The sequence below is a fragment of the Phocaeicola sartorii JCM 17136 = DSM 21941 genome, from assembly GCF_054653615.1.
The window spans coordinates 715,557-739,615 of sequence record NZ_BAAIFW010000006.1; the positions used below are offsets into that span (position 1 = coordinate 715,557).

General features: G+C 45.2%; 17 protein-coding genes. 6 read left to right on the forward strand and 11 right to left on the reverse strand.

Annotation, left to right across the window (positions count from 1 at the left end; all coding sequences use genetic code 11):
* Window positions 1–25: 25 nt before the first annotated feature.
* On the reverse strand, window positions 26–2,518 hold the full coding sequence (locus ACYQ0C_RS19980; protein ID WP_016274516.1) for a YfhO family protein: 2,493 nt from the start codon (window positions 2,516–2,518) through the stop codon (window positions 26–28).
* Window positions 2,519–2,602: 84 nt separating this feature from the next.
* Here ACYQ0C_RS19980 and ACYQ0C_RS19985 point away from each other — a divergent pair, with 84 nt between their 5' ends.
* On the forward strand, window positions 2,603–3,298 hold the full coding sequence (locus ACYQ0C_RS19985; RefSeq protein ID WP_016274517.1) for a 5'-methylthioadenosine/adenosylhomocysteine nucleosidase: 696 nt from the start codon (window positions 2,603–2,605) through the stop codon (window positions 3,296–3,298).
* Between the two features lie 12 nt (window positions 3,299–3,310).
* Window positions 3,311–3,796 (forward strand): S-ribosylhomocysteine lyase, encoded by a 486-nt coding sequence (locus tag ACYQ0C_RS19990; RefSeq protein WP_016274518.1) that lies wholly within the window; start codon window positions 3,311–3,313, stop codon window positions 3,794–3,796.
* A gap of 101 nt (window positions 3,797–3,897) precedes the next feature.
* Here ACYQ0C_RS19990 and rpsO read toward each other — a convergent pair whose 3' ends face one another.
* Complete coding sequence (gene rpsO, locus ACYQ0C_RS19995; RefSeq protein WP_005943869.1) at window positions 3,898–4,167, reverse strand: 30S ribosomal protein S15; 270 nt, start codon at window positions 4,165–4,167, stop codon at window positions 3,898–3,900.
* 78 nt (window positions 4,168–4,245) lie between these two features.
* Window positions 4,246–5,187: a DUF5106 domain-containing protein gene (locus tag ACYQ0C_RS20000; protein WP_016274519.1), complete on the reverse strand. Its 942-nt coding sequence runs from the start codon at window positions 5,185–5,187 to the stop codon at window positions 4,246–4,248.
* Between the two features lie 194 nt (window positions 5,188–5,381).
* Here ACYQ0C_RS20000 and ACYQ0C_RS20005 point away from each other — a divergent pair, with 194 nt between their 5' ends.
* Window positions 5,382–6,299 carry an Rpn family recombination-promoting nuclease/putative transposase gene (locus ACYQ0C_RS20005; RefSeq protein WP_175271072.1) on the forward strand — a complete coding sequence of 306 codons (918 nt, stop codon included), beginning with the start codon at window positions 5,382–5,384 and terminating at the stop codon, window positions 6,297–6,299.
* A 75-nt stretch (window positions 6,300–6,374) separates the two neighbouring features.
* Window positions 6,375–7,256 (forward strand): Rpn family recombination-promoting nuclease/putative transposase, encoded by an 882-nt coding sequence (locus ACYQ0C_RS20010; protein WP_016274522.1) that lies wholly within the window; start codon window positions 6,375–6,377, stop codon window positions 7,254–7,256.
* Window positions 7,257–7,327: 71 nt separating this feature from the next.
* Here ACYQ0C_RS20010 and ACYQ0C_RS20015 read toward each other — a convergent pair whose 3' ends face one another.
* From ACYQ0C_RS20015 to ACYQ0C_RS20050, 8 genes are all read right to left on the reverse strand, one after another.
* Complete coding sequence (locus tag ACYQ0C_RS20015) at window positions 7,328–7,627, reverse strand: hypothetical protein (protein ID WP_016274523.1); 300 nt, start codon at window positions 7,625–7,627, stop codon at window positions 7,328–7,330.
* A gap of 11 nt (window positions 7,628–7,638) precedes the next feature.
* Entirely contained in the window at window positions 7,639–7,908 is a 270-nt protein-coding gene (locus ACYQ0C_RS20020; protein ID WP_016274524.1) for a hypothetical protein, read from the reverse strand.
* A 15-nt stretch (window positions 7,909–7,923) separates the two neighbouring features.
* The gene (locus tag ACYQ0C_RS20025) at window positions 7,924–9,273 is read right to left on the reverse strand and encodes a hypothetical protein (RefSeq protein WP_016274525.1); all 1,350 of its coding nucleotides are present in this window, start codon (window positions 9,271–9,273) and stop codon (window positions 7,924–7,926) included.
* A 28-nt stretch (window positions 9,274–9,301) separates the two neighbouring features.
* A complete protein-coding gene (locus ACYQ0C_RS20030; protein ID WP_016274526.1) occupies window positions 9,302–12,733 on the reverse strand; it encodes a BACON domain-containing protein in 3,432 nt (1,143 codons plus the stop codon).
* 23 nt (window positions 12,734–12,756) lie between these two features.
* Entirely contained in the window at window positions 12,757–13,803 is a 1,047-nt protein-coding gene (locus tag ACYQ0C_RS20035) for a FimB/Mfa2 family fimbrial subunit (protein WP_016274527.1), read from the reverse strand.
* An 88-nt stretch (window positions 13,804–13,891) separates the two neighbouring features.
* Window positions 13,892–15,592 carry an Mfa1 family fimbria major subunit gene (locus tag ACYQ0C_RS20040; RefSeq protein ID WP_016274528.1) on the reverse strand — a complete coding sequence of 567 codons (1,701 nt, stop codon included), beginning with the start codon at window positions 15,590–15,592 and terminating at the stop codon, window positions 13,892–13,894.
* Window positions 15,593–16,456: 864 nt separating this feature from the next.
* Window positions 16,457–17,917, reverse strand: coding sequence for a DUF3868 domain-containing protein (locus ACYQ0C_RS20045; protein WP_016274530.1), 1,461 nt, complete (start codon window positions 17,915–17,917; stop codon window positions 16,457–16,459).
* 12 nt (window positions 17,918–17,929) lie between these two features.
* Window positions 17,930–18,499, reverse strand: coding sequence for a DUF3575 domain-containing protein (locus ACYQ0C_RS20050; RefSeq protein WP_016274531.1), 570 nt, complete (start codon window positions 18,497–18,499; stop codon window positions 17,930–17,932).
* 429 nt (window positions 18,500–18,928) lie between these two features.
* On the opposite strand from ACYQ0C_RS20050, the gene ACYQ0C_RS20055 reads away from it, so the two are divergent.
* Together ACYQ0C_RS20055 and ACYQ0C_RS20060 are read left to right on the forward strand one after the other, a co-directional pair.
* Window positions 18,929–19,534, forward strand: a complete 606-nt coding sequence (locus ACYQ0C_RS20055) for a DUF5033 domain-containing protein (RefSeq protein ID WP_016274532.1) — start codon at window positions 18,929–18,931, stop codon at window positions 19,532–19,534.
* A 348-nt stretch (window positions 19,535–19,882) separates the two neighbouring features.
* Window positions 19,883–24,010 (forward strand): hybrid sensor histidine kinase/response regulator transcription factor, encoded by a 4,128-nt coding sequence (locus ACYQ0C_RS20060; RefSeq protein ID WP_032941374.1) that lies wholly within the window; start codon window positions 19,883–19,885, stop codon window positions 24,008–24,010.
* Window positions 24,011–24,059 lie beyond the last annotated feature (49 nt).

Below are 24,059 nucleotides of genomic sequence, written 5' to 3' on the forward strand. Positions count from 1 at the left end.
CGGAGAGTCTGACTGACAACAGGTCTCAATCCATCTTCCTGCGAGCCTTTCTGACTTGCAAGAAGAAGAACAAGACCAGTACACAGGCCAACACACCCAACGCCACAAAAGCCACCGTTTCCGTAACATGCAGCGATTTCGGGTCGAACTTAAATTCCACTACATGCTTTCCGGCCGGCACATTCATAGCCCGAAGAATATAATCCGCTCTTCCGTGCGACACTTCCACACCATCAATGTATGCCTGCCAACCGGGATAGTAAATTTCCGAGAAGACCACTGTTCCTCCTGTCTGGGAATTAGTCTCATATTTCAAGTCATTAGGCTCGTAAGCAGTCAGCTTGATACTAGCCAGCGTATCTGTTTCAGCCGCCGGTCCCACCTCCGCACGGAACTTCTTATCCACGACAGCCGTTCTTGCCGGATCTATCCGGTGCAAGGCATCTATCTCTTCATTGGCATTGTCCACATACTGCACCTCGTTTACAAACCAGGCATTTCCCAGCGTATAGGGATTCTGCATCGGGACAGTCTTTCCACCTTGCAGCGGAAAAATAAAGTAACGGGTATTCAGCATGTTCAGCACAGGGAATCCGGACGGATCCACCTTCCGCATATCGCCTCCCGCCTCCGAGACAGCCTTGAACACGTCATTCATCTCGGTACTGATATGTTCCTCTATCATTTCCTGATAGCGGCGCAGCTTGGCGGCATGATATCCGCCGATGCTCTTATGCCAATAAGAAGTCGTGTTTTCATTAAACGTATTGCCGGCCAGGTTCAGCACCCGGAAATCCAACGTTTTATCAGCCAGTATCGCCTTATCCGTTTCGGTCGGTTTAAAGGAATTATCCTGCTGCACCTTTTCCACAAACTGTTCATCATACAAATAGCGTTTGTTCACACTCCACATATCTGCCAGACAGAGGACAGCCAATGCCAAAATCGTCGCCTGCGCCTTCAGTTTGCCCATGCCATACCCCCAAAGAACCGCCGCACCTATTATAATAATAAAGAAGCTGCGCCATGCATCCGAAGTAAAGATATGCTGACGGATTTCTTCCAGATTGGCAAGTAACGGAGCCAGTTGATCGGCCGGAATACCTTGCAACGCCTGCATTTCCATGCTTGAGACATACGACGGGAAAAAGAAACCGGGAGCTAATGCAAACAGTAAAGCGATGCCGCCTGTCAATCCCAGACTGATATAAAACGAACGGGCCTGTTCCTTCATCAGTTGCGGACGTGCCATAACCTCCTTCAAGGCAAGGACAGCCAACAGAGGGATGGTAAACTCGGCAATGACCAGAATAGAGGAAACCGCACGGAACTTGTCGTACATCGGGATATAATCCAGAAAGAAATCGGTGAATCCCATGAAATTCTTTCCCCAGGACAGCAGGACAGACAAAACAGTAGCCGCCAAAAGCGCCCATTTCATAGGGCCTTTCACTATAAACAGTCCAAGAATAAACAGAAACATCACAAACGCCCCCACGTATACCGGACCGGATGTACCGGGTTGCTCGCCCCAATACTGGCCTATCTGGCTATAAATGCTATTATACATAGGATTCGCCTTTTCCATCGCCTTCTCATTGGCCGCCAAAGGTACGGAAGCCCCCCCTTTCACATTGGGGACAAGCAAAGAGAACGTCTCGCCGATACCGTAGCTCCACTGGGTGATATAATCTCGTTCCAGACCGCTTTTAGTCTGATTGTGGCTATCCGGCTTCACCAGCTCGCTCTTTCCGCGCATCGTTTCCTTGCTATACTCATACGTATGATACAGGTTGGAGAGATTTATACAAACTCCCAAAATGCCGGCCATCAACAACACACCCGTTGCCTTCAGAAATTGCGGCATTTCCTTCTTCCGCCAGGCATCCACTCCGAACGCAACCGCCATAAAGAGCATGACAAATAAGAAATAATAACTCATCTGCACATGGTTTGACACGATTTGCAAAGCAACAAAAACGGCTGTCAGCAAACCACCCGACAGATATTTCCCCCTATAAGCCAGAACCATACCGGCTATAGTGGGTGGAATATAGGCCAAGGTCACAAATTTCCAGATGTGTCCGGCAGCTATAATGATGAAAAAATAAGAAGAAAACGCCCACAGCACAGCCCCCAGGGAAGCCAGCCAGACCGAGAAATCGAATGCACGCAACAATATATAAAAGCCCAGCAGCATGACAAACACATACCACACATAATCCGGGAGATACAAATGATACAACTTCTCCACTCCCTTCAGGGTATCCGTAGAATCATAACTGGGTGCCATCTGATAAGTAGGCATACCACCAAAAATCGAATTTGTCCAGCGTGTACGCTCTCCCGTACGTTCCAGGTATTCTTTCGCTTCTTCACCGGCACCAATGCCCGCCACAGAGTCGTGTTGCGAAAGGATGCGCCCTTCTGTCACTGCCGGGAAAAAATAGACGAACGAGAGGACAGCAAAGAGGATAATCACTACTATATCAGGTAGTATTCTTTTAAATAAGTTCATAAGTATATCTGTTTATTAACGTTGCAAAGATACGATATACTCTGATAAAATGCGTACATTTGCATCCATAAATAAAGTTGAATTATGAAAATAGGAATTATAACCGCCATGAGTTCCGAGCAGAAACAAGTAGCGCAACTGCTGGAAAACAAGAAAGAATACACCGAAGGTACTTTTCAATATACCGAAGGTACCATTAAAAAGAATACCATCATCCTGATGAAATGCGGCATAGGCAAAGTGAACGCCGCCGCCGGCACCGTAGAGCTGATCTGTACCTTCCATCCCGACTGTGTCATCAGTACCGGTGTGGCCGGAGGCATAGACAGTTGCCTGAAAATAATGGATGTGGTGGTGAGCCGGCAGATTGTATATCATGATGTATGGTGTGGCGAAGGCAATGCGTACGGACAGATACAGGGACTTCCCGCCCGGTTCGAAGGCGACGCCACATTGTTCGATTGCGCCATGTCACTGGACACCCCGACCGCCATTCATGGAGGCCTGATATGCAGCGGCGACAAATTCATCACCGACCGTTCCGAACTGAACGACATTAAGGAAAAGTTCCATGAAGGGCTGGCAGTAGATATGGAATCGGGAGCCATCGCCCAAATCTGCCATATATATAAGGTACCGTTCATCAGTTTCCGCATCATCAGCGATACACCGGGAGCCGACAACCATTGGGAGCAATACACCAATTTCTGGGAAACGATAGCCGACCGTTCCTTCGAGGTCACCCATACTTTCCTTTCCTCATTACCCGCTAATTTATAAAAACAAAATAATATGAAGACAATACCCAGCTTTACCATTGACCACATCCGCTTGCTTCGCGGCATCTATGTATCCAGAAAAGACGAAGTGGGCGGCGAGACAGTCACCACCTTTGACATCCGCATGAAGGAACCCAACCGTGAACCGGCTTTGGGACAAGGCGCCTTGCACACCATCGAGCACCTGGCAGCCACCTACCTGCGCAACCACCCTGTATGGGCAGACAAAATTGTGTATTGGGGGCCGATGGGATGCCTCACCGGCAACTATCTGTTGATGAAAGGCGACTTAAAATCAGAAGATATTGTGGAACTGATGCAGGAAACCTTCCGCTTTGTAGCCGGATTTGAAGGGGAAGTGCCGGGAACAGCCCCCAAGGATTGTGGCAACTACTTGCTTCATGACCTGCCTATGGCCAAGTGGGAGTCTGCCAAATACCTGCATGAAGTACTGGAGCATATAACAAAAGACAACCTGTATTATCCTGCCAAGGAGTAACTTTTTTACCCGTGCAGGCATTCCGGCCCCACAGAAAATAAAAGAAGCCGCTTTCTTTTCAGAGAGCGGCTTTTCTTTAAGTCCTTTTCCTTAGAGATGAATTACTTACGTAATCCAAGTGCCTTAACGATAGCACGATATCTTTCGATATCACGATCCTTCAGGTAGTTCAGCAACGCACGGCGTTTACCTACCAAAGTTGTCAAAGCTCTTTCAGTACTATAATCTTTTCTGTTGAGCTTCAGGTGCTCAGTCAGGTGAGAAATACGGTATGAAAACAAAGCTATCTGCGCTTCAGCTGAGCCAGTATCAGTGTTAGACTTTCCGTACTTTTCAAAGATTTCTTGTTTTTTAGCTGCATCTAAATACATAATTCTTAGATTTTTTGATATATAAAATTTTCATTTAGCGGGTGCAAAGATAGGCATTATCTTTTATACCACAATGAATTAGAGCGATTTATTTTCAAAATAATCTTCTATCTGTTTTACCGACACGTCTTTCAGCAGCACTTTTTTATCCTTATCCAGCAAATAAAGAGTAGGCATTGCTTTCAAATCATAACGCTCTTCGGTCAGCACCGTCAGTTCCTTATCATAGCTGTTGATCCATCCGTCAGGAATTTCATGCCGGTGCTCCGCCCACACTTCATGGTCTTCATCGGGATAGAAAGCCAGGATTCTCACCTGCTTCATGATGCGGGGGCTGTTCAGCACGGCGGAAGCCCTCATTGCCGCCAGTGTCTCGGCACAACCGTGGCAATCCGGATTATAGAATAATAGCAAGGTGTAGGGACTGCGGATATCATGCATACGTTTCTGCGCTCCCGAAGGCAGTGTATAGGTAAAATCGGCGGCAATACTGCCGGGCCTGTTCATGGTAATCAACCGCAAGTCATGTCTGGCCCGGCTCCGGGCAGCCTCATCGGCCAGCGGAGAATCAGCCAGGAAACGGCAGACGGGCTCATAAAGCTCCTCATTCCGGAGAGGGGAGTTGGGATCAAACAAATATCTGCGGAAAGTTTCCACAAAATAATCCCCTATTTTCTTCTCCTGCGAGGCCTGCCGCATCGTCCGGATCAGACAGCTGTCCGACAAAGAAGATGGTACACGGCCCAACAAGTCCATGTAATCTACCAAAGCCTGTTCCGTGACATCCGGCACATGAATACAGGCGGTATCCTTGAAATCAAAATGATCCCAGTAATGCTGTACCACAAAGTTCAGCCGGTCTTCCGGAGCCTGCAACATGACAGGGACTTCCGGCAAAGTGAAAGTGAAAGGCTTGTCAGTACCGGCTGCCGACCGGGCTTCTTGCTTCCTGCCGTTGCAAGCGGCAAAAAGAAGAAAAAGACAACACAAAACTCCTATCCATCCATCCGTTCTTCTCATAGACTTTCTTTATTTAGATATAAAAACCACATAAAACCAGTGACAAAGGTAACAGGTATTCCCCAAAACACAAAATTACACCGGATTTGTTTTTTATGGCATATACCATTAATTTGCCGGACAAACCAAAGCGATTTTCATTTGTAATTGTTATCTTTGTAAAACAGTAGAACAACTAAAAAAAAGAAAGAATTATGGGAAGTGAAGGGTTACATGAACGATACATAAATCCATATACCGATTTTGCATTCAAACTGCTTTTCGGTACGGAGCTGAACAAGGAACTGCTCATCAGCTTCCTGAACGCATTATTGCATGGCGAAGAACACATCAAGGAGATTACCTATCTGAATAGCGAGCACTTGGGGACTCAAGAACGTGACCGCCGTGCCGTTTTCGATATTTACTGTGAAAATGAACAGGGTGAGAAATTTCTGGTAGAGATGCAGAAAGGGGAACAAGCTTTTTTCAAGGACCGAAGCATCTATTACGCCACTTTTCCTATAAGGGAACAAGCAATAAAAGGGAGTGAATGGAATTATCAGCTGAAAGCCGTATATACAGTGGCCATTCTGAATTTTGTTTTCGACGATAAGGACGACGATTACTTCCATCACGAAGTGAAGCTGGTAGATATGCGTACAAAGAAAGTATTCTATGACAAATTGACCTTCATCTACCTGGAGATGCCCAAGTTCAACAAAACGGAATATGAGCTGGAGACGATGTTTGACAAATGGATGTTTGTCCTACGCAATCTATCCCGGTTGATGGAACGGCCTGTAGCCCTTCAGGAAAGAATCTTCGAACGCCTGTTCAAAGCGGCCGAAATAGCCAACTTTGACAGAAAGGAGCTGATAGAATACGAAGACAGCTTGAAAAACTACCGCGATTGGTATAGCGTGGTCTCCACTGCTGAACAGAAAGGGAGAAAGGAAGGGATACAGGAAGGAATAGAAAAAGGGATACAGGAAGGCGAGAAGAAAAAACAATATGAGATAGCCCGCAACCTAAAATCCCTTGGAATAGCCCCCGACATCATAGCAAAGACCACAGAAATGACACTGAAAGAGATAGCAGAGCTGAACACATCTCCATCCGGAGATGAATAAAAAAAGAGCAAGAGCTGAAAACAGTGCCATCCACTTTTTGTAAAAAAGTAGAACAACTAAAAAAAAGAAAGAATTATGGGAAGTGAAGGGTTACATGAACGATACATAAATCCATATACCGATTTCGCATTCAAACTGCTTTTCGGTACGGAACTGAACAAGGAACTGCTCATCAGCTTCCTGAACGCATTATTGCATGGCGAAGAGCACATCAAGGAGATTACCTATCTGAATAGCGAGCATTTGGAGACTCAAGAACGTGACCGCCGTGCCGTTTTCGATATTTACTGTGAGAATGAACAGGGTGAGAAATTTTTGGTAGAGATGCAGAAAGGGGAACAAGCTTTTTTCAAGGACCGAAGCATCTATTACGCCACTTTTCCTATAAGGGAACAAGCAATAAAAGGGAGTGAATGGAATTATCAGCTGAAAGCCGTATATACAGTGGCCATTCTGAATTTTGTTTTCGACGATAAGGACGACGATTACTTCCATCACGAAGTGAAGCTGGTAGATATGCGTACAAAGAAAGTATTCTATGACAAATTGACCTTCATCTACCTGGAGATGCCCAAGTTCAACAAAACGGAATATGAGCTGGAGACGATGTTTGACAAATGGATGTTTGTCCTACGCAATCTATCCCGGTTGATGGAACGGCCTGTAGCCCTTCAGGAAAGAGTATTCGAACGCCTGTTCAAAGCGGCCGAAATAGCCAACTTTGATAGAAGGGAGCTGATAGAATACGAAGACAGCTTGAAAAACTACCGCGATTGGTATAGCGTGGTCTCCACTGCTGAACAGAAAGGGAGAAAGGAAGGCGAGAAGAAAAAACAATATGAGATAGCCCGCAACCTAAAATCCCTTGGAATAGCCCCCGACATCATAGCAAAGACCACCAAGATGACATTAAAAGAGATAGCAGAACTGAACACATCTCCATCCGGAGATGAATAAAAAAAGAGCAAGAGCTGAAAACAGTGTACCATCCACTCTTTCAGATCTTGCTTATTTTATCGGTTTTGCATTTACTTTATCTCAGCCAGCCACTCATGGAATCCATCGTACGGGGTATAGTGCAATACATATTCGGACTGGCTATGACTGATGACCTTCTCCTGGGGAATCCGGTTTACATCGACTTCCGCCCTTGCCAGCCACAAAGCATCTTCCATCACATAACGGCCTAAAGAAAGTTCAGGTATCATCCGGCTCAGATAAAAAGCAGACTGCTCATAAGCATACCACTTGCCATCCTCTTCCCGGTAGATATATATCAAACCGTCATTGCTCAGTTCCCTTTCCAACATCGTTACCACCTCGCACATAATTCTATAGATTAGTCGTTTTTAATCAGCATCATCTCATCGTCCGAACACAGGGTTACCAACCAAGGCCCGTTCAGCAACTTGTTCAAATCCACTTCCACCTTGTCCAGCATGACACCGTAGAAGGAACACACCTCTTTCAGCTTCAATGCCGCCTCACTGAGTTTCTTCAACAACTGGGCCGAACGATGGTAGGCATACCAGCGGCCACCTTCTTCATACAGGTAAACTTCCGATTTACCGCATGATTCCTTGTCCATGATTTCTAACAGGTTGTTCATAACATCCTCCTTTTATTAAGGTATCAGAATTTGGATTGTTTTCCGGATATTCCCACTATAGATATAAAGGGATACATCTTGTTTGCGTGAATATTGGGCTTTCTCCAAAAAGACCCATGTGGAATTGACTTCTTCTATTTCATCACTCGGTGCAGGCCTCCAACTATCCAATGTCACACTGACACCCTCAGGTAAGGTTTCAATCTGCCAGCCATTCTGATTGTTCGTTACAACCCTGATACGGGCGGTATAATAATCTCCTATTTCGGAAGCTGTGATTTTTCCTGCGGTAACACCTAAATAAATATAGTTGTCCGTCGTGATATCCATGATATCCTTATCATCAATGACAATCATTTCTATTTCGGTCTCACTGATACGGTTGTCGGCGTCAGCACTGACAGCCGTTTCCAAATCACCATGACCTGCACCATCCGTCAAATAGTCAATATCAAAGATATACCGGTGATTACGCTCGATATCTCCCAACGGCTCATATCGTACACCCGCACCTTCTTCCGTAATGCGCTTGATGAAATCCAAACGATAATATTTTTTGCTGGAAACTCCATCTTTAGAAGTATAGGTACCCCCCATGACAATAAATGTCTCGCCTTTTCCATCAGCCCCATTGACACCGGCTATTTCCGGAATATATACGGAACCCGTACTGTTGCCTGCAACTGTTCCCACCACCCTTTCGTCCATGGGCTGATTATTGATAATACTGCCCTGCTTGGCGATGGTTCCGGTGTGATTCACCCGATAAACATACATTTCGTCCAATTGGAAATTTGAGCCTTCGGTCCGCACTTCCACTTTTGCCATGGCACGAAGCAGGGAGATATTTCCCTTCGCTCCCAAAGCAACGGCAAACGGAGCGGTCAGTTCGCCATACAGGGGCATATACTGTAGATCGTTGTTTGTAAATGTGCCCAATGACGCCTTTGCTGCATCAAACGAAGTATCTACAGCGGGAGTGTCAACTTCTGCATTCGCTACAATCATCAGCGTTACAGCGGTATATTCTTCGGGCAGTATGATATACATCTGTCCTCCACTTGTCCCGTCCCAACTGATTCTAGGCTTTGTTTCCGTGCCCTCTGTGTACGTATCTCCTTTGCTCACCGCTTCCTTAAAGGCCCCGTCATTAAAGACCCACACCACATACTTGTCAATTGCGGCATCATTACTGATAGCGCGGCTGGAAGGAAGACCGGCCGGCGGCACCATGACCTCAAAAGAGACTTGCACATTCTTGCCTTTCCCGGCTATGATTTCCGCCGTTTGCTCATTCGCTTCCGTACATCCCCACAAGGCTGTTACCAGCAAGAGAAAGAATGCTATATTAAATTTCGTTTTCATAAGTAGCATACGTTTTATTGTTCATCTTTTAGTTCACCGTCACAGTCACTTCACGGTCTTCCGTTTCATTGGCGATACGGAATGCCAGTGTAGTACTTGTTCCGCTTGGCATCTCCTTCAGCATTTTCAGGGTGATAGTCGTTCCTCTTCCCTTGTCGGCATTACCGCTGTCCGGCGTTACCTGCAACCAGGGAGCACCCGGGTTCACCAATTCCCATGTGGCATTGACAGATACAATGCTGATGGTGGTGGTGCTGCCTTTCGCACGGCTAATACTTGCCGTTGGAGTCAATGAGTTGATATCCCATTTGGTCTTTGCCCTGTCGCGGACACAACGGACGGCTCCGGCATAATGAGATTCCGCACGAATATTAGATTGAGTCAGTCCGTGGATATGGCGCCCATTACCTCCACCACCGATCTCTGCCCCATGCAGGAACATTGCACCCGGAATCCATTTGTTATCCTCACTTAGAATAGAAGAGTTCGTCCACAAAAAACTATTTACGGTAATAGAGGACCCTTGTTCTATTGAAATCGTAGAATTGTTTTGGCCTTTAAAAGTAAATCCCTTTGTCGGATCATAAGCACCTGTCAAGGGCAACCATGTAATAGGCTGGCCAGCTACGGGATTATAATAATAATTAGCTCTTTTATTTTCATGACCATAGAAACCCTGTTTTTTTTCAGCCGTTAATTTAGGTTCATTCAAACTCTCATAATTCAAATAAAAACCATAATAACCTGCATTGCTTACATAAGATCCATCATATATAGATATTTCATCAGCATTGCTATCTCCCCATTGAATCTTTGTATCGTTCATGTTATTCACAAAATGAGGAACATACATTACATTAAAACGCCAGTTGTCTTTTTCGCTTGTTAATGTTTTCCAATCAATAGAAAGAACAGCCTCATAAACTTCATATATCTTTGCTGAATCCTTCCCTCCTTTTAATTTACCGTCTTCTTCAAACTTATATTTATTCCACTCCCTGTCCTCTGAATCCCATTCCCTATAATATATAGGCTTCCCATAATCCTTAGAATCTTCTTTCTTTAGAGTTATCTCTCCAATTCTTTCCCCTCGTTTATATTTTTTAACTTCTACTTTTTTACTAAACACGAACGCATCCACCGGTGGCACTCTATATCCCACAGGACACGGGTCATAAATAGTCTTTGAGCCTAAATCTTTTACAGTAGTACTTAACCCATTATTAGTTCCCCACAAATAGCCACCATAACCGGGTATACTGGATAATCCGGTAGGGCTACTATTACCACCACCATACACCAACCGTGTAGGATGCTGGATGGTAGTAGGGATAGCATTATCATCCATTCTTATCGAACCGCCATTCTGTACTCCCCAGCCCTCATAATAATGTACCACCGGTAACACACCGGTATCCTTGAAATTATCATTGGAATATCCGGCACCAATAAACGGGTCTTTACGCCCCCATTGGTAAAGCAATCCCATAGATGCCACGCTGCTATTATCCACAGGCTTATTGCTTAACGCACCCAGGTTACGGTCCAATACATCATAGTCATTCAAGGTCCAATTCTCTACCATGTGTTCATACACTTCCTGTGTATTCGGGTCAATCATGTCGGGAGCTACCCATATATGCCATGACCATACCACTTGATTCCGATCATTAAACGCACCGATCAATGCATTACCTCCCGTTACACCGCCAATGCTGGCACCGTTCAAGTTGACAGTATACTTGATGGAATTGGTATTTGGGTCATAATCGGCATAAGTCATTCTTCCCTGCGTATTAGAGACATAACTACCCGTTCCAGCATCTCTCAGCTGTATCAGTCCGGCTTCTGTTTCCCAAATGACCCCTATCTTGACCGGTGTCAAGGCAGCGTCACCCTCGCCGGGAACAATGTCGATCCCTTCGGGAGCGATACCATCGTTACCGTTGCCTTTAATGGAGACAATCAACTCGTGTTCGCCTTCGTCCACAATGTAGCAGTTTGCCGTAGGAGGCTGAGGCATAATAACCGTAATTTCCTTCTTGATACTACCTGCCACCACATAAAAACGTGTGGTGCGAGTAATACCTCTGTTCTCAAAATTCGGAGTGACGGATACGGTGGTCGTGCTATTAGCGCTGCCACTCTCCTTGTCTATTGTCAACCAACTCAAATCCTGACCGGCAATAGGTTCTATATACCAGCCGTCGCTATAATCCGTCCAGATGTCCAGTGTTTTTGTCGACACATCATTAAACTTTTTGCAGATAATGACACTTTTGTCGGTAGTCAGCGTATACTGATCGGGGACACCGCGCATGTAATCGTCCGCCCACCTGTCTACAGTAACCGTCAAGGCCACTACATCATTCTCCAACGCCTCATCGGGGGTGGGAGTTCCCGGGTTAGCCACCTTTGTAATGTTGAATACATACGAGTGATTGCGGATAATGTCAAAGTCGGCCACTCCACCGCCCTTGTCGTCTTTCATATCGATGCGGTAGTAGTTCATTTTACCGGCTCCTTCTATCCCTTCACCTTCATAGATACCACCTACCACTACCTTCAGCTGCTTGTCAGGGTCAGTGCCGGCGTTCTTTACCTCGGAAAGGTAAATCTGATTCAAGAACCTCTTACCGGTGACAATATAATCCGTATCCTCACTTTCAGGAACCACATACTTCAATGGATCTGTACGCGGACTTGCCGTTTCCGGTATATCTGTCTCCGAGAACTGGATTTGCATATCGCTACTCGGCTTTTGAGTAGGAGCCGCACAATACCCTTTATCATTCACACGATATACATATATTTCTTTCAATTGGAAATTCGTACAATCCTCATCCACCTGAACACCCATTTTAGCCACACCGCGATAAAGATTGCAACTGGCATCGGTAGTAGAGGAAATTGAAATCACACCGGTAGTTCCCCACATGGGCAGTTTGTTATTTTCCAAATTCCAATTAGCTGTAGGATAAGAATAGATGAGATCCTTGTATATTTCGCTTTGTGCCTGTCCGTTGTAACTGGTAAGCAAATCTTCCGCCGTGATGCTCGCAATGCCCTCCTGCTGATTCAGATTGGCCAGCACGACCAATTCCGTACGGCCGGGTGCAAAAAGAATATGTCCGGTCAAGGTACGTACTTGAAGGCCGTCAGGTTGTGAAATCGCCAAGTCAGTAATCACATGATACAGCTTGTCATCCACGAACTGCAACACATAAATGTCATTGGCGTCAATAGAGCGCTGTCCTTCTGTCTCAGGATCCAGATTATCCGGATATGCATTCTCCTCATATCCTCCAATCGCGCGACTTGTTCCCGGCAGGGCAATCGTCAGTCTCACCACAGGAGCACCGGTATCCGGACCCTGTCCTTCAAACGTCTCATCGCTGCACGACGAGCAGTAGAAGCCGCAGAGCACCGCCATTACTATATATGATAACCATCTTTTCATAAATTGCTTTTTTAGTTTCGTTATTACATGTCCATGTCATTGAAGCGCACCACCCAGTCATTGATAATGATGCTGGTCTGGATCCATTTCATGCTCTCGTCCAGGAAGAAAGTCATGTTGTATTCGTCCTGACGGTCCAGATACTCCTGGTTGGTCATGTCATGTCCTTCGGCTTCGGTAAGCAGCAGGTATTTCACCAAGGGGATGGAAAGTACAGGTTCTCCGGTTTCCTTGTTGGTGATGGTGAGGCGGGGGTTGTTTTCAACCACCAGACGGCCTACGGTAATCTGTGCGATGGCTACGCTGATGTTGCTGTCCTCCTCCTCTCCGTCGGCTCGTGTCCCCATGTCCGTGCCGCCCTGCGTACGGTAATAGGGATAATATGTTAATGTTTCGTCCTCCAGCAGCTTGTTGTCATAGTTCATCAGGCCGTTGTCGTCCGTAATCGTAAATTCAAATTTATCCACCTCCACAGTCACTCCGTCCATTTGCTGGAGAATGACGCGTATGGTGTTGGTGTTCTTCACCAGTGGCACGGTCACTACTTGCGAGGTTGCCGCCCGCGAGAAAGATTGCTTGGTCACTTCGCCGTGCCACAACGAAGAGAGTTTGCTGTTCACCATAGCCGTTCCATCAGCCGCACGGCTGTACAGACGGTCCATCTTGCATTGCAGTTCGTCCAGCGAGGATTCTCCTGCCGTAACCAAAGGTACTGAGAATGAAGCCTCATTATTCAGTCCCGCCCAAGTGATCAGATGGTAGTCACCCGGTTCCAAATCCACTTTCATGGTATATCCTTCTTCTCCCAGCACATCGCCTTCTTCTGTCTTCTGATATACCAACTTGCCGTTATCGTCAAAAGCATAAAGTGTCACAGTCTCCACCTCGCGTGAGAAGGCATCGGCATACTTCATGTTATAATCATACTTGAACTTCACTCTGTACTCCACAGAGCAATCTACCTCTTCTTCACCGAGTATGCTGTCGCACGACACAACGGCGCTTCCCAATGTCATGGCCATCATCAGGCTGAAGGAGAATTGTCGGGCGAATGTTTTTACTGTTTTCATGCTTTTGATCATTTTATAATGTTAGAATATAGAAAGGTATAAAGGGGGAGGAGATGAATCCTCCCCCTGTCTGTTATAGTGTTTATTCTTAGAACTCAATGTCGTTGAAACGTACAACCCAAGGAAGGATTTTGGCACTCAACTGCAAATAGAAATTGTTATCAATTTCTTCACCGCTAGGATCTATTTCTATTGTTGCACCACCGATTTCCTCGAATCCAGTAACTTTCAGTACATAGATATTATTTCTCATGATTGCCTTATCCATATACTGATCTCCTTTATTGTGGCAAATGTCAGATGAATAATAATAGCAATGTCCATTTTCATAAGTATCATAAGATGCATCTGCACCATTGTCAGCTTTTACAGCATCAATAGATGTATAAAATTTATTATCGCATTTATAAATGGTACCAACAGGATTACCATCTTTATCGCCAATCTGACCACGGAAAATAATACCTGTCACTAAAGCCGGCACTTGCTTTTCTTTTTTCACAATATTTTCCAAACAATAAGCCAAACGATGACCTACCTCTTTATTATCGTTAGTGTTTTCAGTAGGAAGATCTTGGAAATAGGTCTGTTCACTACCAGCCTCATCAACTTTATCCGCATTTACATTTTTCAATGCGTTATAGAAATATGAGTCAAAAGCTTGGTCGTAATTTGATTCACTATTTTTATTCATTGAATTAGGATCAACCATATAGGCCATATTGTTTTCACCTAACAAGCCTAAAGTTCTGAGGTTTTCCCAGCTTGCATCCGTCAAATGTCTTGCTGTATACACAGAATTTGAAAGATTCACCAATGCGTATTTATCCAGTTTCACTGTCCAGTCAAGATGACCATTAGTAGTTTTAGTATAATATTCAAATTTCGGGAACGACTCAAGAAGAGTAAAAATATGTTCATCTGTCTGACCATAAGTTTCGTCTGTCTTTATAAAAGCTCTTCTGTCTGTTCCATTTTTCCCCTCATGTATCCAAACATCAGAATTACCATTATCCAAATTCTTTGCCTTATGCAAACCTGTCAAATGAGCAGCTTTATTATCGGGATATATATAGTAACCACTTATAGTTTCCGCAATGGCATAATCAGTAGTCTTTACTGTAAGAGGATATAAGTTATTTAATTTAGCAACTACATAATTTATCTTTGAAACGACACGTTCTACCTCTACCCCTTGTTCTGTTGGATTTTCATAGTTATTGGATTCAACGTTTACAGTTATCTCTTCTTTGTTCACCATCATAAATTGACCGGCAGCAGCTATTGCTATATCAGCACCAGTTGTTGTATAAGAACTTTCCACAATCTGTTCATACTTAGATTTTCCAGTTGTTTGTTCGTTGTTGGCGATAGCTTCTATTGCCACTGTCGGATTTAATACAACAAGCACTTTATACAATCCGGAATTTGCCAATGTAAAGAAAGGCTTATAAATGGTTGCTCCAGCAGTCGTAGTTTTATTCAACTGTGCCCCTGTTAAATAACCACCGAATTCTTCTTGAGTAAGATCTCCATTATCATCCAGTCTATTCAAAATTATAACGGCATCTGTTACAGTTGATTCACTTTCGATACCCGGATCCGTTGTACCGCTATTTTCATTATCACCTGCACGTGATGAGTTTGAAGAAGAACTAATCACTAATGAAAGGTTGCCCTTTACTTTCTCCGGTTGTCCGCCATTGTTATTTTCCACAATGTCCTCGTTTGTACATGCTACCATTGCAGCGCATGCCAACATTCCTAACAATAACCCCTTAATTTTCATAATCCTAAGTTTTTAAATTATAAACTCCTTTTTGTAATTTCTATTCTTGTTTGTCGACACTGCAAAGGTAAGTGGCAAACCGCATAAGCCTTAATCGGTATTTTCGGCAAAATAGATTGGCGTCTTTGACAAAATGACTTTAGAGCGCCTTTTGCAGGGCATTTCCGTCATTCATGAATAAAACGCCCTGCTCATTGAAAGAATCGCCTCTTACATTTCACGCAGAAAAACACAGAGAAAGAACAGAAATAAAATGTATCTTTTTTTTATTTGCCTATCCCGATAAGGCACAGTGGTATTTTCAGCAGGATTCCCCCCTGTAGAGGTCATTTCCATCAGGCAATGAAGAAATGGAAGGCACCCTCTTTTTCTCCATAGATAGCGACAATGGCGTATTGGATGTCATTAACCAATAGAAAGTTGGACGCAAAAATGCCCTCATGCCCTCACTTTTACTGTAACTTGTTTATAATGACGTGCTTATTAGTGGTGGTAGCATATTCGTTAGTGAGGGCATTGCCCTCACTAACGAATGCCCAAAAATAAAGGATTCCAACTTCGCTACATGCCTTGTGCATAGGGTGGATGAATGGTTTATAATTGCTTAGCCACCTTGGTGGTTAAGTCTAACCACAAGGGTGACTAAAGTTAACCACCTAGGTGGTTAGACTTAATCACGTCCGTGGTTAACGGATATTGAACTTTCAATTCATCGAAGAAGAACAGTATAAGCCTGTGAATGAATAGTACCCTATAAAATTCAAAATCCGGGAATAGACTCCTCTACCCCGGATTTTACCTTGCGCTTTTCACAAAGAACAAGTTTCTTCTAACATCTTTTATTGTACTGTTTGTTATAATAGGTCATTTTCCAAAAATTACTTCATCTTTACGCTTTTCCGCCACCTCATTCAAGTTGGCGCCGGCTTCGGCAGCTCCCTTGGCTTGCGCCTGTCTGAAAAACGTTTCGGCCGAGTCGAGGTCTCCTTGCAACAGTTTCAGCACGCCTCTGTTGTTCAGCGTCGCACTCGCCTGTGCATCCGCCTTGTCCAGATAACGCGCCGCCTGTTGCAAGTCACCTCGTTGGAGTTCGATAGCGGCAGCGTTTATATTCGCTGTTGGGTCATCAGGGAACATGCGCACTGCCACATCGAACACTTCGTTAAACTCGTCGCTCCCCTTTTCGTATGTCTGGGCCACCAGAAACATTTCCTGCAAGCTCAACTGCTGGGGACGGGTCTTTATAATCTGTTTCGCTTCTTCCACATTGAATCCGCGGACTACATACCGCACGGTGTAATCGGAGTGGCGCAAAGCCGGATAGCAATCTTGCAACAACATGGCATATACCTTTCCGCCATCCAAGGCTTTCATGCGTCCCTCCTTTACATCAAAATCGCTCTCGTTCGTATCTATTATGGACAAAATCTCTTCTTTCAGAGGCAAATTACTCCCGGCCACATAGTCGCGCAGCCCCGCCCAGTCCTCGGGCACGGAATTCACCTTGAACAAATCCGCCTTAAAACCATACTCGTTCATGACATAGCTCTTCAACGCTTCGGCACGGCCCTGAGCCAGACGCGCATTGGCGGTATACCTGCCTTCGGGAGAGGCATAACCCACAATCGCTATTTCGGTAATGGTGGTATTGGCATCATTCTTCACCACATCCACCGTATGCTTGATGGCAGCCAGTTCGGACGGATTACGGCGATAGTCAGGATAAATCCGGGTCTGGTTTACCGGGAAATCCAAATAAGCGCGCCCTTCCTCGGCACGGTTCTTCACCGCCTCGACGGCCGGAGAGACAAATGCCACGGCAGGTTTCACCACATAGCGTTCCAAATGGGCACGGGTCACAAAGGCAGTGCTTTCCTCTTTCTGGCAATCGGCACAGCCGCGCACGGCAGCCAGCAGTTCCAGTTCCGCACCGTTCATCCATTTCTCGTAGGGGATGCGGGCCGAATAATTCACCGTCTGCTCCGTTCCATTCTTGCGGCGGAGAACGGTATAAGCATCCGAAGGGACACTGCGCTCGCGCTGTTGCACAATGGAACGGGTACGTCCATACACCCAGATGGCGGGCAACACCTTGTTAGCACTGTTATCCTGTGTCCTCAAAACCGGAGTCAGCGTGGCCACACGGTTGGAAGAAAGCTCCATGGCAGCCGGCAGCGTGATGTCCATTCCTATCATCACCTGTCCGTTATCACCAATCAGGATGGACGGGTTACCGACCTGTACCTGACCACCCGCCAATGCCTGTGCGCCTGCCGGAGTAGCGGGTATCAACAATATGAGAAGTATATAGCGTATAAGTTTCATAATCCTTTATTTTTAGAATACATAAATCAGATTCAGAGCGGCCTTGGTAGGGCCAAAATAGTTCTTGTTGGATTTCTCCAGCATATCCCCACATTCCTCACACTCGTATTTCTTATAGCGTACATAAGCATACCCCAGACCGATAGTGGCTCCCAGGTTCCAATGACGGCCCAGCACAAACTGATAACCGTAACTGACGCCGCCGCCATAAAAATGCCCCTTATAACGGAAGTCTTTCAAATCATCGAAAGGAGAGAACGGCAGGTCAATACCGGTCGTATTGTATGCGCCCCCCATCAAATGAAAACCGAAGAAATGACCATTGAACTTGTCGCAAAGCCAATAGCGCAACTCGGGTTGTACCATCACCAGCTTCAGCATCTTGCTATCACTGTACTTCCAGGGATTATAATAAAGCGGGATGTCCAGTGTAAGCTTCTTGCTTAACCCTACCTCCACTCCCAGGTTTGGTATGGCGACAGCATCCATCGCCACATTCGTCTTAACAGCTATCTGTCCATGTATAAATAAGGAAGAAGCCAGCAGACACACCAATGAAAATAAAAATCTTCGTATTACCATATTCTATTCTCTCTAGCTAAGTTATTTTTCACATCACAAAGGTAGGCTCTATTGTTTTAACAGGATATTGGCGAATTGATCTTTATTAAGAGGTGGTTTCGGCAAAATGAAAAATGAATAAAAAACAGTCTTACCTCCTGTTTTCATCCGGCCATCCCCTGAAAAACATTCCAACGACCGGACGAAGCACCAACGGCATTTTCCCCACCTGTGGACGAGATTCCTTTCACCTTGACAGAAACACCCCTTTTTAACAGAAAATCACTTCCTCCCCCTCCATATAGCAGGTATTTTCGTCAAAAGGAGGGTGTTTTTATCAAAAAAGCCCAAGAATAATTTGGATATATGAAAAGAATACCTACATTTGCAGCGGATGATAATGGGTCAATCATTCAAACAATCAAAAAGAAACATAAAAATTATAGCTCTATGAAGGCAATTCATTTAATGATTGCCATGCTCGTCATGATGAGTTTGGCATCCTGCTCCGCAGATGGTAATGACCCCGTTGAAAACTCCGTTTCAACGTATCTTTTGGAAAAAACGTATGGCGCCAGAAGCGTCACATACGAGGAAAACAATGCTGATCACTTAAAATTAAGTGAGTTGCCGGCTATCAGCCTTTCTGAAGCCGAGAGAATTTTATCCGCCCTCCGCAAACACACTGACGCTCAGGAAGAACTGGATGTCCAGGCCGCACCCCAAGGAGAACAAACATGGCTGAAAATTGCAATGAAGCAAACGATAGACCATAAATATGCTTTCACTATCCAGCTGAACATGAAATGCTACAGTGACGGAAGCCTGTACTACAGCGGATATCAGTCCGAATGCTCCTCGTCTTTGATAAAATGGTATCTCAAAGGCTTCAGTCTGGCTACCGATCCTGCCACCAAAAACTATAAGTTCGAATCCCAGAGCTATATTTATATGAAAGTAATAGACAATGAGGTAAAATATATGCAGATCCCCGTCACCATAAAGGGTTACTACAATCCCCGGAACCACGAGGCTGCCTTCTCCTATAATTTATGACGAAGCATACAATAATCACTTTATCATAGATACCGCCATCCCCCTTGTCCCGGGCTCGGCATACCTGCTTTACGGAAAAGAGCACAGACAAGGGGGTGTATTTCATTCAAGCGCAATTACCTAGTAATCAGCGGCAAACAAAGTAACATGAATGAAACACCAACCCCTTTCTTTTTCCACCGGACTAGCCGATGCTAGAAAAAGAATATATTCCCATGATTTTTAGTTGGTTATGAAAATATTATTTGCTACATTTGTAGAAATTCCTAAAATAGATTAAGGAATGATATCAGACAGATTGTATATTATAAATCTGGCAACAGGGGAATAAAAGTGAAACAATTTATGATGATAAAATCTTTAATACTCACCTTACTATGTAGTTTTTGCCTAACAACTACTCATGCGCAAAGCTATTTCCGCCAGTGTGGCGTCCAGCTACTCACCCAAAAAGACGGATTGAGCAACAATACATTGACCGGAATCCATCAGGACAAAGCCGGTTTTCTATGGCTGGGAACCGATGTCGGATTAAGCCGCTATGACGGAGTACATTTTCATAATTACAACCTGATCGAAAAAGAGCCGCGCTCCTTGACTCACCTGTATGAGACATCGGACAATCTGCTATGGTCACGCATTACCAACCTGAACCAAATAGCCTGCTTTGACAAGATGCGCGGGAAATACCTGCCACTCACCTCGCCTGCTCCCGAGGTATTGCAGGACATACTGGATATCTGTGTGCTGCAAGACAGACTATACGCCCTGACCTCCAATGCCATCGTAGAATTAAACATTGAGAGAAATACCGATGAAATAAGACTGACCGCACAGCCGCTTACAGATATAAAGGCAAAAGTGGTCAAACTTTATAATAACGAAGACATTCTATGCGCACTGACAGCCGACAATCAGATCCTGCTTTATGACATTGCCGATAAAAGCTGCGAATATATAAACGGCAACGACCTGGGCATTGCCCAAGCCGACGACATTGAGAAAATACATCTATATAATAATAATGTATGGATCTGCGGCCAGACCCAAGGAATCATCTGCTACAATACGGACACAAAAACATCCCGCAAGCTGAATGACAACAGCCAGCCATCCCTCATACAGAATTCGGACATACGCGATATCATCCAAATAGATGAAATCACATTCATCATAGCCACATGGACCTCACTGGCCGCCATAAGGTTTGAAACGGACAACTACCTTCAGTCGCCATTCCGCATCATAGAACTGACCCGGTATGATTCTTACTACGACCCTATCCTCAAAAACAGAATTACCGGCATTCATTTTGACAAGCCCAACAATGTACTTTGGGTAGGAACTTTCGGCAGAGGATTGCTGAAACTGAATTTCAAAGGAAACGAGATCAACCGCATCCCTTTAAACAATGAAATAAGGAATGTGGAAAGCATAGAACAAGATGCCAACGGATGCATCTGGCTGGCCACCGAAAAAAACGGCATCTATAAAAGTACAGAAAAAAGCGTCTCCCCCTACCTGCGCTTTTCCCTATGGGAGAAGAGCAACCCCGGCAACCACTACTGCCTGCACAAAGATAAAAATGGAGAACTGTGGTTCGGCGATGAGCAGGGAAGCATTCTCCGGGTTAATCCTACCACCGGCGCAACGGTGACTTACCAGCCCAAACCCGAGACGGCAGACTCCGACGTGACCGCTTCCATCTTGAAGCTATACCTGAACTCGCAGAACCACTTATGGATTGCCACCGAAAAAGGAGTGATGATCTACAACCACCAGACACACGAATGCATAGCCTCGCAACCTTATGCAAAAGAGTTCAAAGAAGTAACCGCCATGTGCGAGGACGGAGACGGAACCATGTGGCTGGGCACCGAGAAAGGAATACGCCGCGCCGACCGGGAAGGGAAACGGATCAAATTCACCGGCGGCTATGAAAAGGAAAGAGACTTGACCCCCGGAAAAGTATTGGCGCTTTACCTGAACAACTATAACCAACTGTTTATCTCCTATTCCGATAAAATTATCCAAATAGACGGAAAAGAGAAAACCGTATCCTCTACCATGATCCTGCAAAAAGAATTGTCCAACGGACACATAAGCTGCATGATAGATGACAAGAACGGAAATACCTGGCTGGGAACCAATGCCGGCTTTATCACTGTGAACAACAAAAACAATGCATCATATACCTACGCACTGCCGGAAAGTTATTATGATGTATGCCGGCTGAATGACGGGAAATTGCTATGGGCGAACTCTACAGGATTGCTCTATTTCGAACCGCGCGCCTTAAAAGAAAGCTCAAGCAACCGCCGGTTCCGCATCTCCGATATAGATATCAATTACAACAAAGTGGAAATTGGAGAGGAGATAAACGGACAAGTCATTCTGGACAGACCCGCGCATCTGGCAGAGCATCTGTCTTTAGACTACCATAACAACAACTTGATTCTCTATTTAAGTGACTTGAAATACGGCACCTCGCCCAACACCGTGAAATATCGCCTGCTGCCCACAGAGAAAGAATGGAAAACAAGTTATGACGATCAGATAAAGCTCAGCGATATCACTCCCGGAAAATATATGCTGGAAATACGCCCGTCTTATCCGCTGGACAAAGATGAGCAGATAACCCGGTTGTCCATCAGCGTAGACAGATATTGGGCCGCAAGCGGATGGGCCGCCGCCGTATACATCCTGACCGTCATCTTTGTTTCCCTGCTCACATGGATGTACTTTAACCGGAAATTACAAAGACGGCAAGCTTACAAGGCCAAAGAAGTAAAACTGAAAGAGAAACTGGAAGAAGAAACGGAAATAAGAAAGGAAGAAGAGAAAAACCACCAGCTGCGCGACCAGATCAGATATATGCTGGCACAGGAACTACGCACCCCGCTGTCACTCATCACCGCTCCGTTAAAAGAAATGATTGCCCATACGGGCTTTCCCGAATCATTCCTGCAAAAAGCCAGAATGGCCTACCGGAACTCAATCAGCCTGCAGGACATCTGCAACCAGCTGCTGAATATTCATCAGCAGGAAAATTACAGCCCCCAATTAAATGTGGCGCCCTATCCCGCCAGCGCGATAGCCGACACGGTGGTCCGTGCATCGTATGAGCTGCTCAACGTCAGCCCCATCAACCTGCATTATGACAAGGACAACAAAATAAATACAGAAATATGGATTGACCGGAAAAAGATCATCTTCACGCTGAGCAATATACTATCCAATGCTTACCGGCATATCTCGTATTCCGGCTCCATCCGTTTTACTGTAAACACCAGCACGATCAACGGAAAGGATTTCTGCCTCTTCACCATAGAGGATGACGGGAAAGAGATGATAGAAGAATCCTCGGTCATCTTCCTTGGATCGGATAATTACAACCCTCCAAGCAACCGGCTACACCCCGAATTAGGCATTGAAATCATGAAAAAGACAGCACTTGCCCACCACGGCGATATCCAGATCACCCAGGAAAAAAACAAAGGAACCCTGGTGGTACTTTATATCCCCCTGGGCAAACAGCACCTGGAGAATAATGAAAATGTCTGTTTCATCGAACCCGAGACGCTGGTGGAAGATTCCGATAAAGCAATGATCACCGCCGAGGACAAGAAACAGCAAAAAATAGCAAGCAGCATTATCGCCAACCCCATTGACAGTCCCGAAACCAAACTGAAACTGCTGGTAGTAGAAGACCATGCGGATATCCGCCTCTATCTGAAAGTGCTGTTCTCCTCCACCTATAATATTATCATGGCGGAAAACGGGGAAGAAGGGGTAAGAATGGCGCGTAAGGAAATACCGGATCTTATCATAACGGATATCATGATGCCTGTCATGAACGGTTTTGAATGTTGCCGCATCTTGAAAGAGGACCTGAAAACCTGCCATATACCTATTATCCTGCTGACCGCTCTGACGGACGACGCAGATATAGTGAAAGGAATAGAGCTGGGAGCGGACGACTATATTCTGAAGCCTTTCAACCCGGAAATTCTCCGCACCAAGGTGAAGCGTCTGATAAAAAGCCGGGTTGAGCTGAAACAGATTTATACCAAACTGCTGATGCCTTCCGTCACCGACAACAGCCCGCAAGAAGAGAATGCGGAAACGGTCACCATAGAGGACCCGTTCATCACGCAAATACTGAATATTGTCAATGAAAACCTGCAAAATCAGGAGTTCAATGTGAAAAAACTGGCCGAGATGCTGAACATGAGCCAGCCCACTCTTTACAGAAAAGTGAAACAACTCACGAATTTCACCATCATAGAACTAGTAAGAGGGGTCCGGCTGAAACGCTCCGCCGAGTTGCTGAGAAGCCGAAAACACAATGTCCAGGAGGTGGCCGAGATGGTGGGATACAATGACATACCCACCTTCAGAAAGCACTTTGTCGATTTCTATGGCACCACTCCCTCTACATTTAATAACAAAGAAGAGGCGGAAGATAAAAAATAATCGTTAACAGCCAAATATTTTTTGAATTAAAAATCGTACCTTTGCAGCC

What these genes read in the sequence shown, in the direction of transcription:
- ACYQ0C_RS19980 (WP_016274516.1), bottom strand. Translation starts at nt 2,518, where the DNA reads ATGAACTTATTTAAAAGAATACTACCTGATATAGTAGTGATTATCCTC.
- ACYQ0C_RS19985 (WP_016274517.1), top strand. Translation starts at nt 2,603, where the DNA reads ATGAAAATAGGAATTATAACCGCCATGAGTTCCGAGCAGAAACAAGTA.
- ACYQ0C_RS19990 (WP_016274518.1), top strand. Translation starts at nt 3,311, where the DNA reads ATGAAGACAATACCCAGCTTTACCATTGACCACATCCGCTTGCTTCGC.
- rpsO (WP_005943869.1), bottom strand. Translation starts at nt 4,167, where the DNA reads ATGTATTTAGATGCAGCTAAAAAACAAGAAATCTTTGAAAAGTACGGA.
- ACYQ0C_RS20000 (WP_016274519.1), bottom strand. Translation starts at nt 5,187, where the DNA reads ATGAGAAGAACGGATGGATGGATAGGAGTTTTGTGTTGTCTTTTTCTT.
- ACYQ0C_RS20005 (WP_175271072.1), top strand. Translation starts at nt 5,382, where the DNA reads ATGGGAAGTGAAGGGTTACATGAACGATACATAAATCCATATACCGAT.
- ACYQ0C_RS20010 (WP_016274522.1), top strand. Translation starts at nt 6,375, where the DNA reads ATGGGAAGTGAAGGGTTACATGAACGATACATAAATCCATATACCGAT.
- ACYQ0C_RS20015 (WP_016274523.1), bottom strand. Translation starts at nt 7,627, where the DNA reads ATGTGCGAGGTGGTAACGATGTTGGAAAGGGAACTGAGCAATGACGGT.
- ACYQ0C_RS20020 (WP_016274524.1), bottom strand. Translation starts at nt 7,908, where the DNA reads ATGAACAACCTGTTAGAAATCATGGACAAGGAATCATGCGGTAAATCG.
- ACYQ0C_RS20025 (WP_016274525.1), bottom strand. Translation starts at nt 9,273, where the DNA reads ATGAAAACGAAATTTAATATAGCATTCTTTCTCTTGCTGGTAACAGCC.
- ACYQ0C_RS20030 (WP_016274526.1), bottom strand. Translation starts at nt 12,733, where the DNA reads ATGAAAAGATGGTTATCATATATAGTAATGGCGGTGCTCTGCGGCTTC.
- ACYQ0C_RS20035 (WP_016274527.1), bottom strand. Translation starts at nt 13,803, where the DNA reads ATGAAAACAGTAAAAACATTCGCCCGACAATTCTCCTTCAGCCTGATG.
- ACYQ0C_RS20040 (WP_016274528.1), bottom strand. Translation starts at nt 15,592, where the DNA reads ATGAAAATTAAGGGGTTATTGTTAGGAATGTTGGCATGCGCTGCAATG.
- ACYQ0C_RS20045 (WP_016274530.1), bottom strand. Translation starts at nt 17,917, where the DNA reads ATGAAACTTATACGCTATATACTTCTCATATTGTTGATACCCGCTACT.
- ACYQ0C_RS20050 (WP_016274531.1), bottom strand. Translation starts at nt 18,499, where the DNA reads ATGGTAATACGAAGATTTTTATTTTCATTGGTGTGTCTGCTGGCTTCT.
- ACYQ0C_RS20055 (WP_016274532.1), top strand. Translation starts at nt 18,929, where the DNA reads ATGAAGGCAATTCATTTAATGATTGCCATGCTCGTCATGATGAGTTTG.
- ACYQ0C_RS20060 (WP_032941374.1), top strand. Translation starts at nt 19,883, where the DNA reads ATGATAAAATCTTTAATACTCACCTTACTATGTAGTTTTTGCCTAACA.